This is a genomic window from Mesorhizobium muleiense (assembly GCF_900099905.1).
In the GTDB taxonomy this organism is placed as follows: domain Bacteria; phylum Pseudomonadota; class Alphaproteobacteria; order Rhizobiales; family Rhizobiaceae; genus Mesorhizobium; species Mesorhizobium muleiense.
This window is the reverse complement of sequence record NZ_FNEE01000019.1, coordinates 15,520-39,341: the sequence shown is the minus strand read 5'-3', so window position 1 is coordinate 39,341 and position 23,822 is coordinate 15,520. Positions and strand designations below refer to the sequence as shown.

Below are 23,822 nucleotides of genomic sequence, written 5' to 3'. Positions count from 1 at the left end.
TTTGCTTGAACGGGCGCGTGTTTTTGGAATGGCGCTTGGGGCCACGATGTGCCTTTGCGTGGCCTTCGCGCTGCCGGCCCGCGCTGCCGAAGGCACGGAGGTCTTTGCGGACCCGTCGAAGATAGCGGCCATCGGCGGTTCGATCACCGAGATTGTCTTTGCCCTCGGCGAGCAGGATCGGCTGGTCGCGCGCGATTCGACCAGCCGATATCCCGAGGCGGCGCTCAAGCTGCCTGACGTCGGTTACATGCGCCAGCTGTCGCCGGAAGGCGTGCTGTCGGTCAATCCGTCGGGCATCCTGGCGCTGCACGGCAGCGGGCCGAAGGAAACCGTCGACGTGCTGAAGAAGACGAGCATCCCGTTCATCGAGGTGCCCGAGCGCTACGACCACGAAGGCATTCTCGAAAAGATCCGCATCGTCGGCAAGGCGCTTGGCGCCGACGCCAAGGCCGCTGCGCTGGCAGCCGAGATCGACGCCAAGCTGAAGGCCGCCGAAAAGCAGACCGCCTCGATCAAGGACCGCAAGCGCGTCCTGTTCGTGCTGTCGATGCGGGGCGGCAAGATTCTCGCTTCCGGCAGCAACAGCGCCGCCGACGGCATCATCAGACTTTCGGGCGGCGTCAACGCGGTCGACGGCTATTCCGGCTACAAACAGTTGTCCGACGAGGCTGTCATCACCGCCAGGCCCGACGTGATCCTGATGATGAACAACGCCGGTCCCGGCGTGTCGGACGACGAATTGTTCGCGAACCCGTCCATCCGGTCGACACCGGCGGGCACGGCGCGCAAGGTGGTCCGCATGGATGGCGGTTATCTGCTCGGCTTCGGGCCGCGCACCGCCGACGTCATCCGCGACCTTGCCGCCTCGCTCTACGGCGGGCAGGCCGCGGACTGAGCGGGCGCCCGATGGTGGATCAATCGATCGCTGGTGCGGGCACTGTGGCGACAGCATCCGACGGCGACCGCTCGGGGCGCGCGCGCATCGCCATCCTGGCTTTGTGCCTCGGACTTGCCGTTGCCGTCCTGTTGTCGCTGACATCAGGCGCATCGGATGCCTCGGCCGTCAGCGTCGTCGGCGACTGGCTGTTGGGTGCAGCACCCGGCAATGAGGCGCTGAGCGCGCGCGACCGCCTGATCGTCTACGACATCCGCCTGCCGCGCGTCACGCTCGGTGTGCTGATCGGCGCAGCACTGGCCGTCTCCGGCGCGGTGATGCAGGGGCTGTTCCGCAACCCGCTGGCAGACCCCGGTCTCATCGGTGTTTCGGCCGGAGCGAGCCTCGGCGCGGTGTCCGTCATCGTGCTTGGCGCCACAGTGCTGGCGCCGATAACTTCGATGCTGGGCACACTCGCTCTGCCGCTGGCGGCGTTCTGCGGCGGGCTGGCGACGACATTGGTGCTTTATCAGGTGGCCACCCGGCGCGGCCAAACCTCGGTCGCCACCATGCTGCTCGCCGGCATCGCGCTGGCGGCCCTTGCCATGGCGCTGACCGGTATCCTGATCTTCATGGCCGACGACCGGCAGTTGCGCGACCTGACTTTCTGGCAGCTCGGCTCGCTCGCCGGCGCGACCTGGCAGAAAATCGGCTCCGTTGGGCCGGTGATCGTGCTGGCGTTGGCCGCGATGCCGTTCCTGGCGCGCGGCCTCAACGCGCTGGCGCTGGGCGAAGCCACCGCCGGCCATCTCGGCATTCCGGTGCAGCGGCTGAAATACACGGCCATCGTCGGCGTCTCGGCGGCGGTCGGGGCGTCTGTCGCCGTCAGCGGCGGCATCGGCTTTGTCGGCATCGTCGTGCCGCATCTGCTGCGCCTGGCCATCGGCCCGGACAATCGTTATCTGCTGCCGGCCTCGGCCCTGCTTGGCGCTTGCCTGCTGCTGCTGGCCGACGCCGTCGCCCGCACCATTGTGGCGCCGGCGGAGCTGCCGATCGGCATCGTCACCGCGATCGCCGGCGCGCCGTTCTTCCTTTGGATCCTGCTGCGCAAGCGTGGGGTTATTGACCTATGAGAGGTGACCTGTGAGAGGGGTTTGCATGATCGAAGCGCGGGATGTCTCTGTGGCGATCGGCGGCAAGGGCATCGTCGCCAATGTCGATTTCGACATGCGGCCCGGTGAGATCGCGGCCATCGTCGGTCCCAACGGTTCGGGCAAGACGACCTTCCTGAGGGCGCTGTCCGGCGATCTTGCCTATTCGGGAGAGGTCACCATCAACGGTCGCGACCTGTCGGTGATGAAGCCGGTCGAGGCAGCCATGCTGCGCGCCGTGCTGCCGCAGGCGACGACGCTGTCGTTTCCGTTCACGGTGCGAGAGATCGTCAGGCTTGGCCTGCTCGGCGGGCGCTCGGGCGCGCTGCCCGGCGAGGACGAGCGCCTGCCCGAACGGGCGCTGGCGCGCGTCGATCTCGACGGCTTTGCCGGCCGTTTCTACCAGGAGCTTTCGGGCGGCGAGCAGCAGCGCGTGCAGTTGGCCCGTGTGCTCTGCCAGGTCTGGGCGCCGGTCCTCGACGGCAAACCGCGCTATCTCTTCCTCGACGAGCCGGTTTCCAGCCTCGACATCAAGCACCAATTGATCATCATGAACATCGCCCGCGATTTCGCCAGGCGGGGCGGCGGCGTTGTCGCGATCCTGCATGACCTCAATTTGACGGCGATGTATGCCGACCGGATCTTCGTCATGCACCGCGGCAGGCTTGCCGCCACCGGCTCACCGCAGGACGTGCTGAGCGACGATCTGATCGAAAAAGTATTCGATTGCCGGCTGCGGGTCGGCGTGCTGCCGGCCGGAGACATGCCGTTCGTGCTGCCGCAGTCAGCGGTGTAAGTTCCAGCTGGCAAGGTCGGCGCCGCCCCTTCTTCCTTCTCCCCTTGTGGGAGAAGGTGGATTGGCGCGCAGCGCCAAGACGGTTGAGGGGTGTTGGACGGAACGCTGTTGGTGCCAAGCTGGAACACCCCTCATCCGACCTCGCTTCGCGAGGCCACCTTCTCCCACAAGGGGAGAAGGGAGAGTTGCAAGCGCTGTTCGGCTATGGCTCGACCCGACTCAAGCGGCCGGCGCCCTTTGCACCAGCATGTCGATGCCGAGCAGGTGGCGCACGTTCGGGCGCGCTGCCACCATGTCGGCGATCGTATAGCGCTCGAGCACGGCGAAGAAGGCGTTGAGCGCCTCGCGCAGCGACGAATTCAGTGCGCAACTGTCGACCAGCGGACATTCGGCGGCGTCGTTCTCGAAGCATTCGGCCATGGCGAAGCTCTCTTCGGTCACGCGCACGACGTCGAATAGGGTGATCGATTCGGCCGGCCGGCCGAGCCTGACGCCGCCGTTCCTGCCGCGCACCGTCTCGACCAGACCATGCTCGACCAAAGGCTGCAGGATCTTGAAAAGAAAGAGCTCGGACACCGAATAGGCGGCAGCGATCTCCGGGATGCGGCTCAGCCGGTCGGTATTCGCGGCGCAATACATCAGAATGCGCATGGCGTAGTTGGTCTGGCGTGTCAGCCGCATTGTGTCCTCACGAAGCAATAGCTCAACCCTAATATGGCCTATACCTTGGAATAATTCCAGACAAGCGCCGCATGATAGTTGAATATTTTTATCATGTTTGTGTGGGCGGTCGTGCAAACCACGACCCTGATATGGCGCGCATTCGGGTGGGCGGATCACTAAGTTAAGTCCGCGACATCGACCAGGAGCAGTTCATCCATGCCACAATCATCACCGGCTTTGGCATCCGCCCGGTTCGATGCCGACGCGGAGGCCAAGCTTTCGGCGCTTCGGCGCACAAAAGTCGTCGCCACCGCAGCGCTCGCGCTCTGCGTCCTCATCTTTGCGATGGCCAAGTCGTTCGAGGGCCGCTATCCGTGGCTGGGTTTCGTCGCCGCTTTCGCCGAGGCGGCGACGATCGGCGGGCTGGCCGACTGGTATGCGGTGGTGGCGCTGTTCAGACGGCCGCTCGGCCTGCCGATCCCGCACACCGCGATCATCCCGGAGAACCAGAACCGCATCGCCGACAATCTCGGCCGCTTCATCGAGGTGAATTTCCTGGCGCCCGAACCGGTGCGCGAAAAGCTTGCCGAGGTCGATTTTTCCGCGCTCGTTGCCGACTGGCTTGCCGACCCCAACCGCGCCGCCGATCTGTCGCATTTCGTCGGCCGGCTGGTGCCGCAGACACTGGCGGCGATCGAGCAATCCGGCCTGCGCGGCTTCGTCAGCAGCCGCATGCTGGAGCAGATCGAAAAGGTGCCGCTGGCGCCGCTCGCCGCCGAGTTGCTGTCGGTGCTGACCGATGATCGCCGCCACCAAAGACTGTTCGACGAATTCACCAAGGTCGTCGGCCGCTTCCTGAGCGACGAGGCGGCGCTGGCGACGATGCGCGAGAAGATCCGCGAGGAATTGCCGTCGCTGTTCAACCTGTTTCGCGCCGACGCCTATCTGCTGAAGAAGATCGTCGCCTCAGCCGGTTCGCTGCTCGACGAGGTGAGGGCCGATCCCGATCACCCGATGCGCGCCGAGTTCGACCGTTTTGTCCTGAGCTTCGTCGAGCGGCTGAGGACGTCCAAGCAATATGCCAAGCGCGCCGAGAAACTGAAGCGTGATTTCCTCGCCCGGCCGGAGCTGAAGGCGCTGGCCGGCGACATGTGGGAAAGCCTCAGTGTGTTCATCGAGCACGACGCCAAGGCGCCGAATTCGATGATCCGCGCCCATCTCGCCAACATGTTTGTCGAGGTCGGCCGCCATCTTGCCGGTGACGCCCAGATCAGGGCCGACATGAACCAGGGGTTTATCGTTGCGCTGTCGTCGTTCGTCGAAAGCCAGAAGAGCGGCGTCTCGAAATTCATCGCCGATCAGGTCAAGCGCTGGGACCTTGCGCAACTGACCAGGCTGATCGAAATGAACATCGGCAGGGACCTGCAATATATCCGCTTCAACGGCATGGTCATCGGCGGCCTGGCCGGCGTCGTGCTCCACACTTTGGAACGGCTGTTCCTCGTCGGCTGAGGCGCGATGTGTGCGCGGCCGAATGGACCGCGAAGCTCCGCTGTTCTATTGTTTCTCTTCAGCTGCCGAATTCGCAGCAACAGAGGAAAACCACCATGGCAAAGCGACCGGAATCTGACACCTTCATCGACATGTTCGGCAGGTTCGGCCGCGACCTGAAGCTGCCGAACGTCGATGTCGAGGCGATCCTCAGCCATCATCGCAAGAACCTCGAGGCACTCGAAAAGTCGGCCAGGGCAAGTGCTGCCGGAGCGTCGTCGATGCTCTCCAGGCAACGCGAGCTGCTGCAGGACACGCTGCACGAGATCGCCGACATGGCACAGGACTACAGGGCGCCGGGCGATCCTCGGGAGCTGATGGCCAAGCAAACGGCGTTCGCCAGGAAATCCTTCGAAACCGCATTGAAGAATGCCGGCGAGGTGGCCGAACTGGCCAGGAAATCCGGCACCGAATCGGTCGAGATCCTGCGCGAGCGCATCAAGGAGGCGATGGAGGAAATCCGCAGCGGCTACGACAAGAAGTAGGCTGTTTCCCAAGCCGCTGGACTTTTCTGTCGTCATCCCGGCTGGCGAAAGCCTTGGTGTTGGTCCCGCCGAGGCGCACAAAGTTCCTTTTGCTCGATAATCCTGTTGCCAGCTCTACACCGGCACTGGCGCGATCCGGCCGAGGATATCGCGGCGGAACACACCGAGCGAATTGACAGAGGCGGCCGGTTCGTGGTCCGGAGGCAGGGCAAGCGATCGGGAAAGCAGGAATGACGCAAATACGGCTGAGGCCGCCGCCGACCTACGAACAGCTCAGGACGATGACAGGGCAGGAGCTTGGCGTGTCGGACTGGACGACGGTCGACCAGAGCCGCATCGACCAGTTCGCCGAATGCACCGGCGACCGCCAATGGATCCATGTCGATCCAGAGCGGGCGAAGCGGCAGAGCCCGTTCCGCGCCACCATCGCGCATGGCTATCTGACGCTGTCGATGATCGGCGCGCTGGCGCTCGACATGGGCATCGTGCCGGAAAACACGCAAGCCGTCTTCAATTATGGTTTTGACAAGGTGCGGTTCCTGGCGCCGGTCAGGGCCGGCGCGCGCATCAGGCTGCGGATCACGCTGTTGTCCATGGAGGACAAGGGCCCCGGCCAGTATCTGATGAAGGCGGCCAACATCGTTGAGATCGAAGGTGAGAAGAAGCCGGCGCTGACCGCCGAAACCCTGGTCATGCTCTATGAGCGGCGGCGCAGGCGGGCAGGGCCGTGAGGGGCGAAGAGCAGCGAAAAATCAACGCGACATCGCCTCTTCGAGCGTCCTGAAAATTCTCTCGTCCGCCGACTGCGCGACGTTGAAGCGCAGGAAACGGCTGGCGGTTTGGGACAGGCTGAACGCATTGCCGGGCGCCAGAACGACATTGGCCGGCAAGGCGCGGCGGGCTATATCAGCTGCATCGACGCCTTCCGGCAGTCTGCACCACAAGAACATGCCGGTCGGCTGGTCGATCCACGGCACGATGCCGATCGCCTTCAGGCGGGTGCTTGTCTCAGCCATAGCGCGGGAAAGCCGCGTGCGCAGCAGATCGACGTGCTTGCGATAGCTGCCGTCCTTCAGCAGCGTCAGCACCAGTTGGCAGGCAAGCCTGCCGCTGCCGAAGGACGTGGCGATCTTGAGATCGGTCAGTCCTTCCATCCAGTCGCGCGGAGCCGCGATGAAGCCGCAGCGCACCGACGCCGAAAGCGTCTTGGAGAAGCTTCCGATATGGACGACGCGACTAAGCCCGTCGAACGCCGCCAGCCTGGGTGCGGGGGTGTGTTCGAAATCGGCAAAGATATCGTCTTCGATGATCGTCAGATCCGATTGGTCGGCGAGCTTGAGCAATCGATGGGCGACGACCGGCGACAGAATTGCACCCGTTGGATTGTGAAGCGCGGAATTGGTGATGTAGAGGCGCGGCCGGTGCTCGACCAGCGCCTGCGCAAACAGCTCGATATCCGGTCCCGACGGCGTGTAGGCAACGCCGACCACCTTGGCCCGGTGCGCGCGCAGCAGGGCATGGAAGTTGAAATAGCAGGGGTCGTCCACCAGCACCGTGTCGCCCGGCTCGAGCAGGAACCGGCACAGGAGATCGATGGCCTGGGTGCCCGATTCCGTCAGCATGAGCTGGTCGGGAGACGCCTCGATGCCATGCTCTGCCATGCGCCGTGCGAGCAGATGCCGCAGCGGCGGCAGCCCGAGCGGGGTGCCGTAATCGGTCAGCGTGACATCTTCGCCGCGTGCCATTGTCCGCAGCGCCCGGCGCAATCCAGCCTCCGGCATCCACGAGGCAGGCAGCCAGCCGCAGCCGGGTTTGAGCACACTGTCGCCGGCTTCCAGCGACTGGCGCGAAACCCAGAGTGGATCGACGACACGGTCAAGCCTGGGGCCGATCTCGGCCAGCGACAAGGGAGCCAGCGGTCCGGCGGCGTAAAAACCCGAGCCGGGACGCGAGCGGATGACGCCTTCTGCGGCAAGACGCTCATAGGCTTCGACCACTGTGGATTTCGAAACCTGCATGGTTTTCGCGAAAGCCCGGATCGAAGGCAATCGCGTTCCCGGTGTCAGGCTGCGCGCGGCGATCCTGTGCCTGATCGTCGTCATGACGCTTTCGACGAGCGTCCCGCTGCCCTCATTTGCCGTCGCCTGCTCGTCCATCCGTACTGCTCAAGCTACCATGACAGTTTTATCGAACTGTACCTCATTGTCTCTGGCGGTGCCATAGGTCCGGCCCGATAGAGGGCGAGAACATCAGGAGCGTGCGATGGACAAGACGGCGGGCGGCTGGATCAACGGATTCGTAGGCGTGCTGATTTTCAGCGGATCGCTTCCGGCAACGCGGGTTGCGGTGATGGATTTCGATCCGGCCTTCCTGACCGTCGCCCGCGCTGCCACTGCAGGCATACTCGGCCTCGCGCTCCTGCTCGTCTTTCGCCAGAAGCGTCCGGAACGGCAGGATCTGTTGTCGCTGGCCGTCGTGGCGCTCGGCGTCGTGGTCGGCTTTCCGCTGCTGACCGCGCTGGCGCTCAAGCACGTCACCTCGGCCCATTCCATCATCTTCATCGGCCTGTTGCCGCTGGCGACCGCGATCTTCGGCGTCATTCGCGGCGGCGATCGCCCCAAACCGGCTTTCTGGCTGTTTTCATGCCTTGGCAGCGCCCTGGTTGCCGGTTTTGCAATGACCCAAAGTGTCTCGGCCTCGCCGCTTGGCGACATGCTGATGCTGGCAGCAATCATCGTGTGCGGACTGGGCTATGCGGAAGGCGCCACGCTGTCGCGCAAACTTGGCGGCTGGCAGGTGATCTCATGGGCGCTGGTGTTGTCGCTGCCGGTCATGCTGGCGCTGACGCTCATCACCATGCCACCGTCGATCGAAAACGTCGGCAAGGCCGCCTGGATCGGCCTGGCCTATGTCTCGCTGTTCAGCATGCTGATTGGTTTTGTGTTCTGGTATCGCGGGCTGGCGCAAGGCGGCATCGCCGCGGTCGGGCAGTTGCAACTTCTGCAGCCTTTCTTCGGCCTCGGCCTCGCGGCAATGCTGCTGCACGAGCAGGTCAGCCCCGCCATGATCGCCGTCACCGCCGCCGTCGTGCTCTGCGTGGTCGGTGCGAAGAAATATGCTAGATAGGCGCCAGCCCTTCTTCCTTCTCCCCTTGTGGGAGAAGGTGGATTGGCGCGCAGCGCCAAGACGGAAGAGGGGTGCTGGCCGGAGTGCTGTCGGTGCCAAGCTGGAGCACCCCTCTTCCGGCCGCGGAGCCTGTCCTCGGGCTTGCCGGAGGCAAGACCCGTGGGCGGCCACCTTCTCCCAAAAGGGGAGAAGGGGGAGCCGCACGGCTAGAACTTCGTCACCACGCCGATGCCGATGCCTTCGAAGCCGCCCATCGCCATCAAGGCCGCGGGCGCCTCATCGAGGCTGATCCGCTTGCCGACCAGCAATTCGGGTTTCAGCTTGCCGGTGCGGATCATCTCCATCATCGCCTGGTAGCGGTAGGCTTGCATGCCGTGGCTGCCGCGGATTTCGAGCTCGAAGGCGATCACCTTGTCCATCGGGATCTGCGGCCTGGCGTTATCGCCGAGCATCAGCCCGACCTGGACATGGCGGCCGCGCCGGCGCAGGTTGGCGATCGAGTTGAACGAGGTCGTCGGATGGCCGAGCGCGTCCATCGACATGTGCGCGCCGCCATTGGTGATCTGCTTGACCGCCTTGACCACGTTCGGCGTCGTGGCGGCATTGATCGTCGCCACCGCGCCGATTTTTTTGGCGAAGTCCAGCTTCTCGTCGGTCAGGTCGATTGCGATCACGTTGGCGCCCATGGCGCTGGCGATCATGATCGCCGACAGGCCGACGCCGCCGCAGCCATGCACGGCCACCCATTCGCCTGGCGTCACCCGGCCCTGGTCGACAATGGCGCGGAACGAGGTGACGAAGCGGCAGCCAAGGCTGGCGGCGGTGGCGAATTCCATCTCGTCCGGCAAGCGGACCAGATTGGTGTCGGCATGGTCGATGGCGACATATTCGGCGAACGAGCCCCAGCCGGTGAAGCCGGGCTGGGTCTGGTGCTCGCAGACCTGATGGTTGCCGGAGCTGCATTCGAAGCAACGGCCGCAACCGACGGCGAACGGCACGGTGACGCGCTCGCCGGTCTTCCAGCGGGTCACCTGGCTGCCGGCGGCCACCACGACGCCGGCAAGCTCGTGGCCCGGCACATGCGGCAGGCGGATGCCGTCGTCGTGGCCCATCCAGCCATGCCAGTCGCTGCGGCAGAGCCCGGTCGCCTCGACCTTGATGACAACGCCGCCCAGTGCCGGCTCCGGATCGGCAACAGTCTGGATCGTCGGCACCTCGCCGAATTTTTCGAAGACAACGGCTTTCATCGTCAATTCCTCATAATTGGATAGCGCTGCTATTCGGCATCGATCTGGTTCTCCGGCGCAGCCTTTTGGAAGGCCGGCAGCGCCATGCAGGCGGCGTGGATGCGTGTGACCGTCGGGTAGGGCGCTAGGTCGACGCCGAAACGGGCGTTGCTGGTGACCTGCGCGGCCAGGCAGATGTCGGCCAGCCCCGGCGTGTCGCCATGGCAGAACGTTTTTGTTTCAGGCGATGAAACAAGAATCTTTTCAAGCGGGTGGAAACCTTCGTTCACCCAGTGCCGGAACCAGTTGGCGACGTCCTCGTCGCCGGCGCCGAATAGCGTGCGCAGCGAGGTCAGCACGCGCAGGTTGTTCACCGGATGGATGTCGCAGGCGATCATCTGCGCCAGCATCCTGACGCGGGCCCGGCCAGGCGCGTCCTGCGGCAAAAGCGGCGGTTCGGGCCTGGTCTCGTCGAGAAATTCAATGATCGCCAGCGATTGCGTCAGCAGCGTGCCATCGCCCAGGATCAGCGCCGGCACCAGTCCTTGCGGATTGACCGAGAGATAGGCGGGCTCCAGATGCTCGCCGTGGCGCAGATGATGCGGCACATATTGGTAGGTCAGGCCCTTCATCTCCAGTGCGATCCGCACCCGGTAGGAGGTGGAGGAGCGGTAGTAGTTATGCAGGACGAGGTCGCTCATTCCTGCACATTCGGCCGATTTGGACGACCGGGCAAGGCATGATGGTCCGGAAATTGCCATCTGAGAAACCGTTTGGAAATTCTACTCTGGCGGCCATCTGATGGCGTTTTCTGCGCTTCCGGTGCTCACGGACCCAAATGTCCGCTGCGCGCCGGTTCTCGAAACCACCACCATATGACTCGCCAGAGCGAATTTCGAAACAGTCTCTCCGCCCTTCGGCCAGGGATGGCGATGTACTATTTGCCAATAATCTGGCCATGGTCGCTGGGCTATTCTATCCTGCCCTGAACTGAAACGAACGCCATGACCGCAGTCAACGATCGCGCCCGGTTTCTGATCATCGACGACCACCCGCTGTTTCGCGAGGCGCTGCACAGCGCTGTGCAGATGGCCTATCCGGACGTCGACACTGTCGAGGCGCGCTCGATCACCGAGGCGTTCGAGCTCCTGGCGGACGCCAAGCCATTCGATCTCGCGCTGCTCGACCTCAGCATGCCCGACGTGCATGGCTTCGACGGACTGCTGCAGCTTCGGACCCGATATCCGCGCCTGCCGGTGGTCATCGTTTCGGGGCATGAGGAGCCAAAAATCATTTCCGAGGCGCTGTCCTATGGCGCGGCCGGCTTCATCCCGAAATCGGCGCGCAAGAGCGACCTGGCCGCCGCCATCCGTTCGGTGATGGAAGGCGCGATCTACGTGCCCGAAACCTATGAAGGCCAGCCGCCGGACGCCGACAGCACCGACCGCGCCGAGATGGTGCAGCGGCTTGCCAAACTGACGCCGCAGCAATTGCGGGTGCTGCAGATGCTGCGCCAGGGCTTGCTCAACAAGCAGATCGCCTACGAGCTGCAGGTCGGCGAAACCACCGTCAAGGCGCATGTCTCCGAGATCCTGCGCAAGCTCAACGTCTACAGCCGGACGCAAGCCGTCATCGAGGTTTCAAAACTCGACAGTGCCGAGCTGTTTCGCGGCCAGGCGGGGTTTTAGGCGCACCCGTTAGGGTGAATAAACCGTCACCGAGAACTTACCTTTCCGTCCAAGGACGAGAAATCACGGTGACAGTGCACCATTTTCCTGTCGCTCGCGGTCTTCTGCCAACGTCTTTGGGATCAAGCCAACAGATGCGCCAGCAGGGCGCGCAGCTGCGCCGGTTTCAGCGGCTTGCGCATCAACTCGATGCCGGCGGCGCGGGCGGCTTTGGCGACGGTCTCCGAACCGTCGGCGGTGACGATCAGCGCCGGCACGGCGCGGCTGAGATAATCGCGGACCTCGGCGATCGTGGTGGTGCCGAGGTCGCCGCCGTCGAGATGCTGGTCGGCGATGACGATGTCCGGCACCCAGTCCGTATCGCCGAGCATCTCGAGCGCGGCATCGGTCGAGGTGGCAGGGCGCACCAGGCATTGCCAGCGCTCGAGGAGGGATGTCATCGCCTGCAGCACCTCGACGTCGTTCTCGACCAGCAGCACCTTCGTGCCGAACAGACCGTAGCCGCGCGGCCGCTCCATGTCGGCGCTGCTGGCAATGGGATCGACGCTGGCGCCGATCCCGACCGGAACGTCGATGTGGAAAATCGTGCCGTGTCCGACTTTCGACGAGAACGTCACGGGATGGCCGAGTGCGGCGGCGATGCGGCGCACGATGGCCAGGCCCAGTCCCAGCCCACCGCCGGCTAGCCCGGCATCGGTCGGGAACGTGCCGCGGTGGAACTCCTCGAACACCGCCTCGCGCTGGTCGTCGGGGATACCGCAGCCGGTATCGGCGACATCGATGCGGATCGTGTCGCCGCGATGCCTGGTGCCGACCAGCACGCCGCCGGAGCGGGTGTAGCGCAGCGCGTTGGAAAGGATGTTCTGCAGGATGCGGCGCAGCAAGGTGCGGTCCGAGCGCACGACGGCGTTGACCGGCCGGAATTTCAGCGTCAGGCCCTTCAACTCGGCGACCGGCAGGAAATCCGAGCGCAGCGACGAAAACAGCACCTCCAGGCTGACGTCGCCGATATCGGGCTGCACGACGCCGGCATCGAGCTTGGAGATGTCGAGCAGGGTGCGGAGCAGATCCTCCATCGTCTCCAGCGACCGCTCGACCTGCCGGACCAGTTTTTTGCCTTCGTCGCTGGTCTGCACTTCGGCCAGCGCCGAGACGGAGAGATGCGCGGCGTTCAGCGGTTGCAGCACGTCGTGGCTGGCGGCTGCAAGGAATCTGGTCTTGGACAGGTTCGCCAGTTCGGCGTTTTCCTTGGCCGCGCTCAAATCGATGTTGGATTGTTCCAATCTGCGCAATGTCGAGTGCAGTTCCTCGGTGCGCGTACGCACTCGATTCTCGAGCGAAATCGCGGTCTGGAACAGCGAGAACGCGTTGCCTTGCTGGTCCATCGAGCGCTCGACGCGGCTGACAAGGGCTGCGTTGATCTTCTTCAGCTTCTCCAGGTCGTTGATGTTCCTGAGCGGCATGAAACCTCCTATTCCGCCGCCTGCCGCTCTCCGAAGGCGATGCCGGTGAACGTCTGGTTCAGATGCATCGACCGGTACTGCTCGCCATAGGTGCCGAAGCCGATGACGTTGTTGACCTTGTAGAGTTCCGAAATCTCCCGAAAGACCTGGCGGTTGCGCGCATCGAGCCTGCGCAGGACGCAGTCAAAAGCGAGGATCATGTCGATGCCGCCAAGCCTTTCCTCGACATCCCTGAAGGCGGCACGCGTCGATTCAACCATGTTCTTGGGTCGGGCGATGGACAGGACGACGCCATCGTCGATGGCGCAGAAGAACGACAGCGAGCCGTCCGCGTGCATCTTCTGGATCGAGCGGCAGTAAAATTCGCCGCCGACTTTCACCACCACCGGGTGCGAAGCGAAACTCAGCGGCGTCAGCATCTGCGGGATGACGCCGACCGAGGCGGCGTATTCCTCGGCGGCATTGGTGGCGTTGAATTCGCGCACGGTGCGGTGATCGGGATCGGACGCGGTCACCACCAGCTTCTCGTCGGTGGGCACGAAATTGTCGGTCTTGAACACGTGGAAAGGAATTTCCGTGGTGATCAGCACGATGATGGCGCAGTCGCAGGCAACCTTGCCGTTCGAGATCAGCCGCGTCGTCTCGAATTTCAAATCATCGCCGGCCGACCCGCCGATCAGTGGAATATCGTCGAGCCCCCAATGGATGGCGGAGGTGACCGCTTCCTCGGCATAGGACAGCCCGTCGATCAGGCAGAGCGCGAAAGTGGTGTCGGCTCGCTCGTGCCCGACGCGGCCGCGTAACGAACGCCTCAGCGCCTCGACTTCGCCGGTGATCCCGTCCATGGCCGAAGACGACAGATTTTCGACCATGGTGCTGGCTGCCGAAAAAGATACGGAGGGAAGCAGCATGGCCATGACCTGGCCGTCCTCCAGGCCTTTGGGCGTAATCTCGCCGGCCGTCGAGCAGCCGGCATAGCGGAGCGCCGGCGCGTGGTTCTCCAGCGCTTCCGAAAGGGCGACTGCCTCAAGCAGGCTTTGCGAGAAAAACAGCAGGGCAAACCCAGCGTCGATGGCCGCGGCTTCCACTGCCACCGCCCGGGCGAACGCATCCGCGTCGGGTTCGTCGGTGGTGAGAACCGATAGGCCGCATGCATAGCGCGTCCGTGAACTGGCCAGCGGCTTCCTCCTCTATTTCCTCCGACGCTCTTTTTGTGCGCGGCTCTTTTTTTGATCCTGGCGCGCCGGCGTCGAAGTCATTGTTGTCTTCAAGTGCTACTTTGGCAATGAGCCAACATGACGGAATTGAATTTTCTGCTGTTTTTGACGGCATCGGCGCTCAGAAACGTCAGATCCAAAACCACAGCGGAAGGGAGTTACCCATGGACGCCCAGGTCAGGAAGCTATTCGAACGCTACGAGCGGCTTTTCCGGAAATCCCTCGCCGGTGATGCCGACATGGACGAAGCCACATCGGTCTATGCTTCCGCCTTCATTGCGGCGTCGCCTGCCGGCATCCTGATCGGGAAGAAGGACGACCAGCTCAAGCAGGCTATGGAACAAGGCTATGCTCGCTATCGAGCGATCGGTACCAAGGAGATGCGAATACGCGATGTTCGCATTTCGCCGATAGACGAGCATCATTGCGTTGCCCACGTCGCCTGGACGTCGATCTTTGCGCGCAAAGGCCAGACCGACGTCACGATCGATTTCGACGTCCACTACCTCGTGCAGAAACTGGCGGGAGAGCCTAAAATATTCGGCTGGGTGTCAGGCGACGAGCAGGAGGTTCTCAGAAAGCACGGCATCGGCTGAAATCGGCCTGGCCAGCACCATTGCCGCTGATGGCCGGAAGGCGGCATCGCCAGGCGACCATGGTTCGTTACGCTCGGCCGTTTGCCTGTCTTTGCGTGACCGAAAGTACAATAGGCGGATTTTCGGCCGAACTGCATTCTCGTAATCTCGGCATTCCGCGGCACTATTTCCCGTGCTCTAAGCGGTATAAGAATAGCGGACAGATGGAGGGCTCGGGCACCACCGACGCCAAAAACGACCAAGGTAGCACCCAGGGAGGTTTCATGTCGGAGATATCATTGACGGTGAACGGAAAGCGGGTCAGCGGCGCTGCCGAAGACCGGACGCTTCTGGTTCATTTCTTGAGGGAGAATCTCGGCCTGACCGGGACGCATGTCGGCTGCGACACCTCGCAATGCGGCGCCTGTGTGATCCATGTCGACGGCAAGGCGGTAAAATCCTGCACGATGCTTGCGGTGCAAGCCTCCGGGTCGAGCGTCGTGACCATCGAAGGTCTGGCTGACGGCGCCGACCTCCATCCGATGCAGGCGGCGTTCAAGGAGCATCACGGCCTGCAATGCGGTTTCTGCACGCCGGGCATGATCATGGCGGCGACCGACATGGTCAACCGCCATCCCGAAGGCCTCGACGAGGCCACGGTGCGGGCCGAGCTCGAAGGCAATATCTGCCGCTGCACCGGCTACCACAACATCGTGAAGGCGATCCTCGCCGCATCGGAGACGATGTCTTCGAAGGGCAAGGACAAGCAAGCGGCATGACGGATGAAGGGAATAGGGGAGTAGGGGAGTAGGGGAGTAACCGATTTGGCTCTTAATCCCCTACTGCCCTACTCCCTTACTCCCCTATTCCCCTAATTTTTCGGGAGGAATTTCTGCGATGGGCATTGAAGGTGTTGGCGCTCGTGTAGCGCGCAAGGAAGACAAGCGGTTCATTACCGGCGCCGGGCGCTATGTCGACGACATGGTGGTTCCCGGCATGAAGCATGCGGCCTTCGTGCGCAGTCCGCACGCGCATGCTGAGATCAAGAAGATCGATGTCAAAAAAGCCCAGGCCATGCCGGGTGTCATCGGCGTGCTGACCGGCAAGGAGCTCAAGGCCGACGGCATCGGCAATATCATCTGCGGCTGGATGATCCATTCCAAGGACGGCTCGCCGATGAAGATGGGGGCGTGGTCGCCGCTGGCCTTCGACAGGGTCCGCTATGTCGGCGACGCGGTGGTCGTCGTGATCGCCGAGACCAAGGGGCAGGCGCGCGACGCGGCCGAAGCGGTCGACATCAGCTACGAGGAACTGAAGGCAGTCGTCGACGCTCCCAAGGCGCTCGAAAGGAGTGCGCCACAGATCCATCCGGAAGCCGACGGCAATCTGATTTTCGACTGGGAGCTCGGCGACAGCGCGGCGACCAACGCGGCAATCAAGGCGGCTGCCCACATCACCCGCATGAAGATCGTCAACAACCGGCTGGTGCCCAACGCGATGGAGCCGCGCGCAGCGCTTGGTCACTACGACAAGGCCGAGGACCACTATACCTGCTGGACGACCTCGCAGAACCCGCATCTCGCGCGCCTGGTGATGAGCGCCTTCTACAATGTCGCGCCGGAAAACAAGCTGCGCGTCATCGCGCCGGATGTCGGCGGCGGCTTCGGTTCGAAGATCTACATCTACCCGGAAGAAATCGTCTGCCTGTGGGCCTCGAAGAAGACCGGCGTGCCGGTCAAATGGGTGGCCGACCGCACCGAGAGCTTTCTCACCGACGCCCATGGCCGCGACCATGTCTCGACGGTCGAAATGGCGTTCGACAAGGACAACAGGATCACCGGGCTGAAGGTCGACACCATCGCCAATCTCGGCGCCTACATGTCGCTGTTCTCGTCCTGCGTGCCGACCTATCTCTACGCGACGCTGTTGTCGGGCCAGTACGACATCCCGGCGATCCACGCCAATGTGCGCGCCGTCTACACCAACACCGCGCCGGTCGACGCCTATCGCGGGGCAGGGCGGCCGGAGGCCACCTATCTGCTCGAACGCACCATGGAGACCGCCGCACGCGAGCTGGGCGTGTCTCCGGCGGAGCTTCGCCGAAAGAACTTCATCACCTCGTTCCCGCACCAGACACCGGTCATCATGAACTATGATGCCGGCGATTATGCCGCTTCGCTGGACGCGGCGATGGCCGCTGCCGATTATGCCGGTTTTGCCCAGCGCAAGGCCGACGCCGCCAGCAGAGGCAAGCTGCGCGGCATCGGCATGAGCTGCTATATCGAGGCCTGCGGGCTGGCGCCGTCGGCGGCGGTCGGCAGTCTTGGAGCGGGTGTCGGCCTTTGGGAAAGTGCCGAGGTGCGCGTCAACGCCGCCGGAACCATCGAGGTGCTGACCGGCTCGCACAGCCACGGCCAGGGCCATGAGACGACCTTCGCCCAGCTGGTCAACCAGCGCTTCGGCGTGCCGATCGACAGCGTCTCGATCGTCCATGGCGATACCGACAAGGTGCAGATGGGCATGGGCACCTACGGCTCGCGCTCGGGCGCCGTCGGCATGTCGGCCGTCGCCAAGGCGCTCGACAAGGTCGAGGCCAAGGCCAAGAAGATCGCCGCCCATCTGCTCGAGGCCGACGAGGGCGACATCGTCATCGAAAATGGCGCCCTGAAGGTCGCCGGCACCGACAAACAAGTGCCGTGGTTCCAGATGGCGCTTGCTGCCTACACCGCCCACAACCTGCCCGGCGGCATGGAGCCGGGGTTGAAGGAGACCTCATTCTACGATCCGTCGAACTTCACCTTCCCGGCCGGCTGCTATGTCTGCGAGGTCGAGATCGATCCCGAGACCGGCGTGACCGAGGTCGTCCAGTTCGTCGCGGCTGACGATTTCGGCAACATCATCAACCCGATGATCGTCGAAGGCCAGGTGCATGGCGGCGTCGCCCAGGGAATCGGCCAGGCCTTGCTGGAGGGCACCCGCTACGACGCCAGCGGTCAGCTTTTGACGGCGAGCTACATGGACTACGCCATGCCGCGCGCCGACGACCTGCCGTCGTTCAAGGTCTCGACCTCGAACACGCCGTGCCCGGGCAATCCGCTCGGAATCAAGGGCTGCGGCGAGGCCGGCGCCATCGGCTCACCGCCGGCCGTGATCAATGCCATCACCGACGCCATCGGCATCACCGATATCGCCATGCCCGCATCGCCGTCCACGGTCTGGGCAGCGATCCGGGCGACGAAACACTGAAAGGAGTGAATAGTGAATAGTGAATAGTGAATAGAAAAGCACTTCGCTAAGGCGGTACCTCACTACTAACTACTAACTACTACTAACTACTAACTACTAACTACTAACTACTATTCACCATTCACCATTCACCATTCACTATTCACTATCTCGCACGGGAGAATCCCATGTACCCAGTCAACTATCACCGCGCCGCCTCCGTTGCCGATGCCGCCAAGCTGCTCAAGACCGGCGATGCGAAGCTCTTGTCGGGCGGCATGACGCTGATCCCGGCGATGAAGACGCGGCTTGCCGCGCCTTCCGACCTTGTCGACCTGTCGCGAATCAAGGAATTGCAAGGCGTCAAGGTGTCGGGCAAGACCGTCACCATCGGCGCCGCCACCACGCATCACGATGTCGCCAGCGACGAGAAGCTGAACAAGGCGTGTCCGGCGCTCGCCCATATGGCGTCCCGGATCGGCGATCCTGCGGTGCGCTACAAGGGCACAATCGGTGGCTCGATCGCCAACAACGACCCCGCCGCCGATTATCCGGCGGCACTTCTGGCCCTCGACGCCACCGTCGTCACCAACAAGCGCGAGATCGCCGCCGACGCATTCTTCACGGGGCTGTTCGAAACGGCGCTGGAGGACGGCGAGATCGTCACCGCGGTGACCTTCACCGCGCCGGCCAAGGCGGCCTATGAAAAGTTCCGCAATCCGGCATCGCGCTATGCGATCGTCGGTGTGTTCGTGGCCAACGGCGCGGACGGAGTCCGCGTTGCCGTGACTGGGGCCGGCGACAGCGGCGTCTTTCGTTCGAAGGAAATCGAGGCGGCGCTTGCCACGAATTTCGACGCCGCCGCCCTCAACGGAGTGAAAGTGCCGGCGAATGATTTGATGAGCGACATCCACGCCTCGGCCGATTATCGCGCCAATCTGATCGTGGTGATGGCCAAGCGCGCAGTGGCCGCCGCCAACGCATGAAGGAGGGGAGTAGGGGAGTAGGGCAGTAGGGCAGTAGGGCAGTATGTTGACGGTGCTCGCCGGCCAGCCAATTTATCCTGTTCCCTACTCCCCTACTCCCCTACTCCCCTACTGCCCTACTGCCCTACCTGCCTTACATAGTAGCGCACCGCCTTCTTGCCGCCGTGGATCACCGCGTCACCGACCTCGACGAAGCCGAGCGCTGCGTGAAAGGCATCCGAAGCCGGGTTGGGCGGTTCGGCATTCACCTCGCAGGTGACGATGGTCTGGCCCGCACGCGAGACATGGTCGAACAGATCCTCATAGAGCCGCCGGGCATGGCCGCGGCCACGCGCTTCTTCCGCGACGACGACGCGGTCGACATAGACGAAGCGCGGATAGCGCTCGCGGAACCACAGGAAGTTCGGGCTGTCGTAGCGGGCGTCCTGGTCGAAGGTCATGATGAAGGCTTCGAGCGCGCCGATGCGGCGCGCATAGAACGCCTCGCCGAGCAGGAAGGACAGGCGTCCTGGCTCAAGCCACGACAACTCGGCCGCGTGTTCGTTGTTAAGGGCGAGGATGGCGGTCTCGTCCTGCGGCGAAACCCGGTCGATCGGCAGGCGTGCCCGTTTGTTTTCGTCCTTCGCGATCATGCTCTCGCCGCCGCAATCGTCGCCGCCATCAGCGCCGCGTCGGTCACCGTGTTGCGGTACTCGCGGTCGAGGTCGGTTCCGCCCATGCCAACCCGGGGATTGCGGTAACGCATGGCGCTCGGCACGTCTTTGAGTGCGGCGAAATGCATTTCGGTCAGTCCGGTTCTTTCCCGCACCTCGGCGATGTTGTTCGGGTCGAGCCCGCCGCAGCCGAGGATGATGATGCGCTTCCCCGCCTGCCGGACGAGGGCCGCCAGCAGGGCCGCGCCCTCCAATGCGGTGTCGCGCTGGCCGCTGGTCAGCACGCGGCCGACCTTGCTGCGGATCAGCGCTTCCAGCGCGTCAGTCGGATCGCGTGTCATGTCGAAGGCACGGTGGCAGGTGACGTTCAAATGCCCTGCCGCCTGCACAAATTCGCTCATCCGCCTTTCGTCGATGGTACCGTCGGCATTCAGGCAGCCGACGACGACACCGGCGACGCCAAGCTCGCGCAGCGCGCTCACATCGGCGAGCATCGAACCGTACTCGGCGTCACTGTAGAGAAAATCGCCGCCGCGCGGCCGCACGATGACGTGGAATGGAATCGTCGCCAGTTCGACGGCTGCGCGCACCATGCCAAAACTCGGTGTGACGCCGCCCTCGACGAGGCTGGCGCAGAGCTCGACCCGGTCGGCGCCGGCGGCTTGCGCGGCGAGCAGGCCATCGATGCCTTCGACGCAGATTTCGATCAGCGGCAGGCGAGGGCGTTCGGTGTCGGTCACAGGGCGATCCGTTGCTGATTCAAGATTTGCAGCCCTTAGCATCGGGCTCCGTGCCGCGAAAGCCGGAACTCTTGGCTCAACGCGACGGGTCGTTGCCGTTCGCAATGCGGCCAATCAACGCCTTCAACCGCCTCAACGCCGCCACCCGGCAGATGGTCGGCGCCTGGGGTGAACCGGACCGGCTCGCCGATCTGTGCCGTGGCTGGTTTCGCGGCGGCGCGTCAGATCCGCAAATTGTGGGCGTTGGCGCGGACGAAATCGATGAAGGCCCGCAGCTTTGGCGGGACGAGGCGACGGCTGGGATAATAGAGGTGGAGCGGTTCGTAGGTGGGACAGAAAGGCTCCAGCACCTTGACCAGCGCGCCTGAGGCGAGAAGCGGCGCAGCGAGGCCTTCGACGGCAAAGGCGAGGCCAAGCCCTTGCGCGGCGGCGGTGATGCAGAGCGGCAGTGTGTTCACGACCAGACATGGGTCGGGCGTGAACTCGACCTGGCGTCCATCGACAACAAACTCCCAGGGCGAGATGGCGCGGGTGCGGGTGAAGGCGAAGGCGATGCAGCGGTGGGCAGCGAGGTCGGCGGGTCGTTTTGGCGAGCCGTTACGCGCGAGGTAGTCGGGGCTGCCCAACACCACCGTCTGCAACGGCCCGCCCAGACGCGCGCCGATCATATCCTTCTCGAGAAGCTCGCCGATCCGCAGGCCGGCATCGAAGCCCTGCGCGGCGATATCGACGAAATTGTCGTCGAAGATCAGGCTAAGCCGCACCTCCGGGTAGGCATCCATGAACGGCCCCATCAGCGGCTCGATCAGCAGCGGCGCGGCGATCCACGGCAGGCTCAGGCGCAGCGTGCCGGCGGGGCGGTCGCGGGTCTCGCGCAGTGCCGCGCCGGCCGCCCGGATCTCCTCGGCCGCTGGGCGCACGTGGTCGAAATAGTGGGCGCCGGCTTCGGTCAGGCCAACGCTGCGGGTCGTGCGGTTGAGGAGCCGCACCCCGAGACGCTCCTCGAGGCCCTTGACCGCCTCGCTGAGCGAGGCCGGGGCGACGCCGAGTTCGGCAGCGGCGCGGGTGAAGCTTTTTGCCTCCGCGACCTTCACGAAGGCGACGATGCCGCTGAACTGGTCGAGTCGCATTGTGAGGATATTCCAAATAGCCTTGTCGAACTCTACGGGTTTTTCCGGTGAACCAAAAGCGTCATGTTGGTCCGACGAACGGGCTTCGCTGTCGCGACGGCCCGAAAGGCAAGACGGCCGAAAGGGAAGGAGACAGGACCGATGACCAGGCTCGCTTCGCTCGCCGCCGGCGCTCTCCTGGCGGTGTCCGCCGCCCCCGCCAACGGCGGCCCGCAGGAAGACCGCAACATCCAGTTGATCAAGGACTATTACGCAGCCTATGCGACCGGGAACCCGGAGGCGGTTCGGCCCTTCCTGGCGGCCGACATCGTGTGGCGCATTCCCGGCCACCATCCGCTAGCCGGCGACAAGCGCGGGCCGGAGGAAGTGGTCGCCTTCTTCCGTGGCCTGGCCGACGGCAAATTCAGGACTGAGCCGATCTTCTTCCAGGCGCAGGGCGATCTCGTCGTCGACATCCATCGCGGCTGGTCGAACGTCGGCTCAGGTCCCGAGATCGACCAGCTTTTCGCCCTGATGTTTCGCATCAAGGACGGCAAGATCACCGAGGCGCAGAATTTCTTGACCGACATGTACCAGTCGGACACCTTCTACTGGACGCACTACAAGCTGAAGCCACTGCCCGGCCGACTGGCGGATGACCGCTGAGACGGCGGCCTTAATCCGTCGCGCCGCGCTTTCGCTCCAGGCCAAAGGAGATTTACGATGTTGAAAATCCTGACGCTGGCCACGGCAACCGCCGCCGCCCTCGGCTCAAGCGCCTTCGCCGCATCGCGCGTCGAGCGCGTTGCTTTCGCCTCGCACGGTGAGCAGATCGTCGGCGATCTCTATCTGCCCGAGGATCTGGACGCGAAACCTCGGCCCGCGCTGGTCGTGACCGGCGCCTGGATGACGGTGAAGGAACAGATGCCGGCCCGCTATGCCCGCGAGTTGGCCGACCGCGGCTTCGTCGCATTGACCTTCGATTTTCGCGGTTGGGGCGAGAGCGGCGGCGCCCGCCGCCAGTATGAGGACCCCAGCGCCAAGGTCGCCGACATCGAGGCGGCGGTCGCCTATCTCGCGGCCCGGCCAGAGATCAGCAAGGACCGCATCGGCGGGCTCGGCATTTGCGCCAGCTCCGGCTACATGGTCACTGCCGCCGCCAAAAATGCCGCGATCAAGTCGGTCGCTTTGGTCGCGCCCTGGCTGCACGATGCCGAGGTGGTCGAGCAGACCTATGGCGGCAAGGACGGCATGGCCAGGCTTGAAGCCGTGGGTGATGCGACCGAGGCCGCCTATCGCCGCACCGGCAAGCAGACATTCCTGCCCGCCGCCAGCCTGGCCGACGAGCGGGCGATCATGTTCAAGGTGCCTTACTATACAGAGGCTGGTCGCGGCATGATCCCGGCCTGGCGCAACGAGGCCGATCCGGCCTTCTGGCGCGGCTGGCTGACATTCGATGCGATCCAGGCTGCCCGGCGCCTGCATCAGCCCTTGCTGATGGTGCACAGCGAGGCGGCTGCCATCCCGCAGGGCGCGCACAAATTTTACGGGCGGCTGACCGGGCCGAAGCAGGAGCTGTGGCTCGACAACGTCACCCAGTTCGACTTCTACGACCGCGCTGCGCCGGTGAAGACAGCGAGCGACGCCGTTGAGGCGCATTTCCGCGCCACGCTGGGCGGTGCAGGGGAGGCGGGACAATGAGCCCCGTCACCCGCCGGTTTGTTTTGGCCTTGGTAGTTTTTGCCGCGACGCTTGCCGCTCTGCCCGCCTTGAGCACCATGCAGTCCACGGCTGCGCTGACGAGCGAAGACAAGACCGCCATCGCCGAGGCGGTGGCGGGGATTGGCCTCTATGCCGATTTGCGCGAATGGGATCGGGTAAAATCCTATTTCACGACCCGCGTCACGACAGACTATAGCAGCCTTTTCGGTGGCGAAGCCGCGACCAGCGACCGCGACGCGCTGATTGCTCAGTGGCAAGGCCTGCTGCCGGGCTTCGACGCCACCCAGCACCTTATCACCAACATCGTTGTCGAAGGCGCGGGCAACGACGCGGTCGCGCGCAGCCATGTTCGCGCTAGCCATTGGATCGACACGCGGTTCTGGACGGTCGGCGCCAGCTATCTGCACCGGCTGGTGCGGACGCCCGAAGGCTGGCGCGTCAGCGCCATCTCGACCCATCGCTTGTACGAGGAGGGCGACCGCGCCGTGCTGGCCGCCGCTGCGGACCGGGTGGAGGCGGCGGCGAAATGACAACGCAAGCTTGCGTCGGGAACGGATTGGCGCCGACATTGG

The 23,822-nt window shown here is 64.0% G+C and carries 24 protein-coding genes; 15 read left to right on the top strand and 9 right to left on the bottom strand.

The window, feature by feature from the left end; translation table 11 throughout:
- Positions 1-28: 28 nt before the first annotated feature.
- The 3 genes from BLT09_RS25300 to BLT09_RS25290 are packed head-to-tail and all read left to right on the top strand — an operon-like array spanning position 29 to position 2,821.
- Positions 29-895: a heme/hemin ABC transporter substrate-binding protein gene (locus BLT09_RS25300; RefSeq protein WP_167366536.1), complete on the top strand. Its 867-nt coding sequence runs from the start codon at positions 29-31 to the stop codon at positions 893-895.
- Between the two features lie 11 nt (positions 896-906).
- Positions 907-2,007 (top strand): FecCD family ABC transporter permease, encoded by a 1,101-nt coding sequence (locus tag BLT09_RS25295; RefSeq protein WP_091598115.1) that lies wholly within the window; start codon positions 907-909, stop codon positions 2,005-2,007.
- A 25-nt stretch (positions 2,008-2,032) separates the two neighbouring features.
- A complete protein-coding gene (locus tag BLT09_RS25290; RefSeq protein ID WP_091598112.1) occupies positions 2,033-2,821 on the top strand; it encodes a heme ABC transporter ATP-binding protein in 789 nt (262 codons plus the stop codon).
- Positions 2,822-3,040: 219 nt separating this feature from the next.
- On the opposite strand, the gene rirA is transcribed toward BLT09_RS25290, so the two are convergent.
- On the bottom strand, positions 3,041-3,502 hold the full coding sequence (gene rirA, locus BLT09_RS25285; protein ID WP_091598109.1) for an iron-responsive transcriptional regulator RirA: 462 nt from the start codon (positions 3,500-3,502) through the stop codon (positions 3,041-3,043).
- A 198-nt stretch (positions 3,503-3,700) separates the two neighbouring features.
- Between rirA and BLT09_RS25280 the strand changes: the two genes are divergently transcribed.
- The 3 genes from BLT09_RS25280 (at position 3,701) to BLT09_RS25270 (ending at position 6,251) form a co-directional block, all read left to right on the top strand.
- Positions 3,701-4,996: a DUF445 domain-containing protein gene (locus BLT09_RS25280; RefSeq protein ID WP_091598106.1), complete on the top strand. Its 1,296-nt coding sequence runs from the start codon at positions 3,701-3,703 to the stop codon at positions 4,994-4,996.
- A gap of 95 nt (positions 4,997-5,091) precedes the next feature.
- A complete protein-coding gene (locus BLT09_RS25275) occupies positions 5,092-5,520 on the top strand; it encodes a phasin family protein (RefSeq protein ID WP_091598103.1) in 429 nt (142 codons plus the stop codon).
- 230 nt (positions 5,521-5,750) lie between these two features.
- Positions 5,751-6,251, top strand: a complete 501-nt coding sequence (locus BLT09_RS25270; RefSeq protein WP_091598100.1) for a MaoC family dehydratase — start codon at positions 5,751-5,753, stop codon at positions 6,249-6,251.
- A gap of 21 nt (positions 6,252-6,272) precedes the next feature.
- Here the strand turns inward: BLT09_RS25270 and BLT09_RS25265 are convergent, their stop codons facing one another.
- On the bottom strand, positions 6,273-7,676 hold the full coding sequence (locus tag BLT09_RS25265) for an aminotransferase-like domain-containing protein (RefSeq protein WP_091598097.1): 1,404 nt from the start codon (positions 7,674-7,676) through the stop codon (positions 6,273-6,275).
- Positions 7,677-7,782: 106 nt separating this feature from the next.
- Between BLT09_RS25265 and BLT09_RS25260 the strand changes: the two genes are divergently transcribed.
- Positions 7,783-8,646, top strand: coding sequence for a DMT family transporter (locus BLT09_RS25260; protein ID WP_091598094.1), 864 nt, complete (start codon positions 7,783-7,785; stop codon positions 8,644-8,646).
- A gap of 206 nt (positions 8,647-8,852) precedes the next feature.
- Here the strand turns inward: BLT09_RS25260 and BLT09_RS25255 are convergent, their stop codons facing one another.
- Both BLT09_RS25255 and maiA read right to left on the bottom strand, forming a co-directional pair.
- A complete protein-coding gene (locus tag BLT09_RS25255) occupies positions 8,853-9,893 on the bottom strand; it encodes a zinc-dependent alcohol dehydrogenase family protein (protein ID WP_091598091.1) in 1,041 nt (346 codons plus the stop codon).
- A 29-nt stretch (positions 9,894-9,922) separates the two neighbouring features.
- Entirely contained in the window at positions 9,923-10,573 is a 651-nt protein-coding gene (maiA, locus tag BLT09_RS25250) for a maleylacetoacetate isomerase (protein WP_091598088.1), read from the bottom strand.
- A 303-nt stretch (positions 10,574-10,876) separates the two neighbouring features.
- Between maiA and BLT09_RS25245 the strand changes: the two genes are divergently transcribed.
- Positions 10,877-11,560 (top strand): response regulator, encoded by a 684-nt coding sequence (locus tag BLT09_RS25245; RefSeq protein WP_023803603.1) that lies wholly within the window; start codon positions 10,877-10,879, stop codon positions 11,558-11,560.
- 122 nt (positions 11,561-11,682) lie between these two features.
- On the opposite strand, the gene BLT09_RS25240 is transcribed toward BLT09_RS25245, so the two are convergent.
- Positions 11,683-13,023, bottom strand: coding sequence for an ATP-binding response regulator (locus BLT09_RS25240; RefSeq protein WP_091598085.1), 1,341 nt, complete (start codon positions 13,021-13,023; stop codon positions 11,683-11,685).
- Positions 13,024-13,031: 8 nt separating this feature from the next.
- A complete protein-coding gene (locus tag BLT09_RS25235) occupies positions 13,032-14,111 on the bottom strand; it encodes an FIST signal transduction protein (protein ID WP_413468446.1) in 1,080 nt (359 codons plus the stop codon).
- Positions 14,112-14,404: 293 nt separating this feature from the next.
- On the opposite strand from BLT09_RS25235, the gene BLT09_RS25230 reads away from it, so the two are divergent.
- The 4 genes from BLT09_RS25230 (at position 14,405) to BLT09_RS25215 (ending at position 19,026) form a co-directional block, all read left to right on the top strand.
- The gene (locus tag BLT09_RS25230) at positions 14,405-14,836 is read left to right on the top strand and encodes a hypothetical protein (RefSeq protein ID WP_091598079.1); all 432 of its coding nucleotides are present in this window, start codon (positions 14,405-14,407) and stop codon (positions 14,834-14,836) included.
- 263 nt (positions 14,837-15,099) lie between these two features.
- A complete protein-coding gene (locus BLT09_RS25225) occupies positions 15,100-15,594 on the top strand; it encodes a (2Fe-2S)-binding protein (protein ID WP_091598300.1) in 495 nt (164 codons plus the stop codon).
- A gap of 118 nt (positions 15,595-15,712) precedes the next feature.
- Positions 15,713-18,061 (top strand): xanthine dehydrogenase family protein molybdopterin-binding subunit, encoded by a 2,349-nt coding sequence (locus BLT09_RS25220; protein WP_091598076.1) that lies wholly within the window; start codon positions 15,713-15,715, stop codon positions 18,059-18,061.
- Positions 18,062-18,228: 167 nt separating this feature from the next.
- Positions 18,229-19,026, top strand: a complete 798-nt coding sequence (locus tag BLT09_RS25215; RefSeq protein WP_091598072.1) for an FAD binding domain-containing protein — start codon at positions 18,229-18,231, stop codon at positions 19,024-19,026.
- A gap of 116 nt (positions 19,027-19,142) precedes the next feature.
- Here the strand turns inward: BLT09_RS25215 and BLT09_RS25210 are convergent, their stop codons facing one another.
- From BLT09_RS25210 to BLT09_RS25200, 3 genes are all read right to left on the bottom strand, one after another.
- Entirely contained in the window at positions 19,143-19,658 is a 516-nt protein-coding gene (locus BLT09_RS25210; protein WP_091598069.1) for a GNAT family N-acetyltransferase, read from the bottom strand.
- Positions 19,655-20,461 (bottom strand): copper homeostasis protein CutC, encoded by an 807-nt coding sequence (locus BLT09_RS25205; protein WP_091598066.1) that lies wholly within the window; start codon positions 20,459-20,461, stop codon positions 19,655-19,657. The genes BLT09_RS25210 and BLT09_RS25205 overlap by 4 nt, the downstream gene beginning before the upstream one ends.
- A 179-nt stretch (positions 20,462-20,640) precedes the next feature.
- A complete protein-coding gene (locus tag BLT09_RS25200) occupies positions 20,641-21,549 on the bottom strand; it encodes a LysR family transcriptional regulator (RefSeq protein ID WP_091598063.1) in 909 nt (302 codons plus the stop codon).
- A 141-nt stretch (positions 21,550-21,690) separates the two neighbouring features.
- On the opposite strand from BLT09_RS25200, the gene BLT09_RS25195 reads away from it, so the two are divergent.
- Genes BLT09_RS25195 through BLT09_RS25185 form a run of 3 tightly spaced genes read left to right on the top strand, consistent with a single transcriptional unit; the run spans position 21,691 to position 23,780 of the window.
- The gene (locus tag BLT09_RS25195) at positions 21,691-22,194 is read left to right on the top strand and encodes a nuclear transport factor 2 family protein (RefSeq protein WP_091598297.1); all 504 of its coding nucleotides are present in this window, start codon (positions 21,691-21,693) and stop codon (positions 22,192-22,194) included.
- 57 nt (positions 22,195-22,251) lie between these two features.
- Entirely contained in the window at positions 22,252-23,229 is a 978-nt protein-coding gene (locus tag BLT09_RS25190) for an alpha/beta hydrolase (protein ID WP_091598060.1), read from the top strand.
- The gene (locus tag BLT09_RS25185; protein ID WP_091598057.1) at positions 23,226-23,780 is read left to right on the top strand and encodes a nuclear transport factor 2 family protein; all 555 of its coding nucleotides are present in this window, start codon (positions 23,226-23,228) and stop codon (positions 23,778-23,780) included. Before BLT09_RS25190 ends, BLT09_RS25185 begins: the two co-directional genes overlap by 4 nt.
- Positions 23,781-23,822 lie beyond the last annotated feature (42 nt).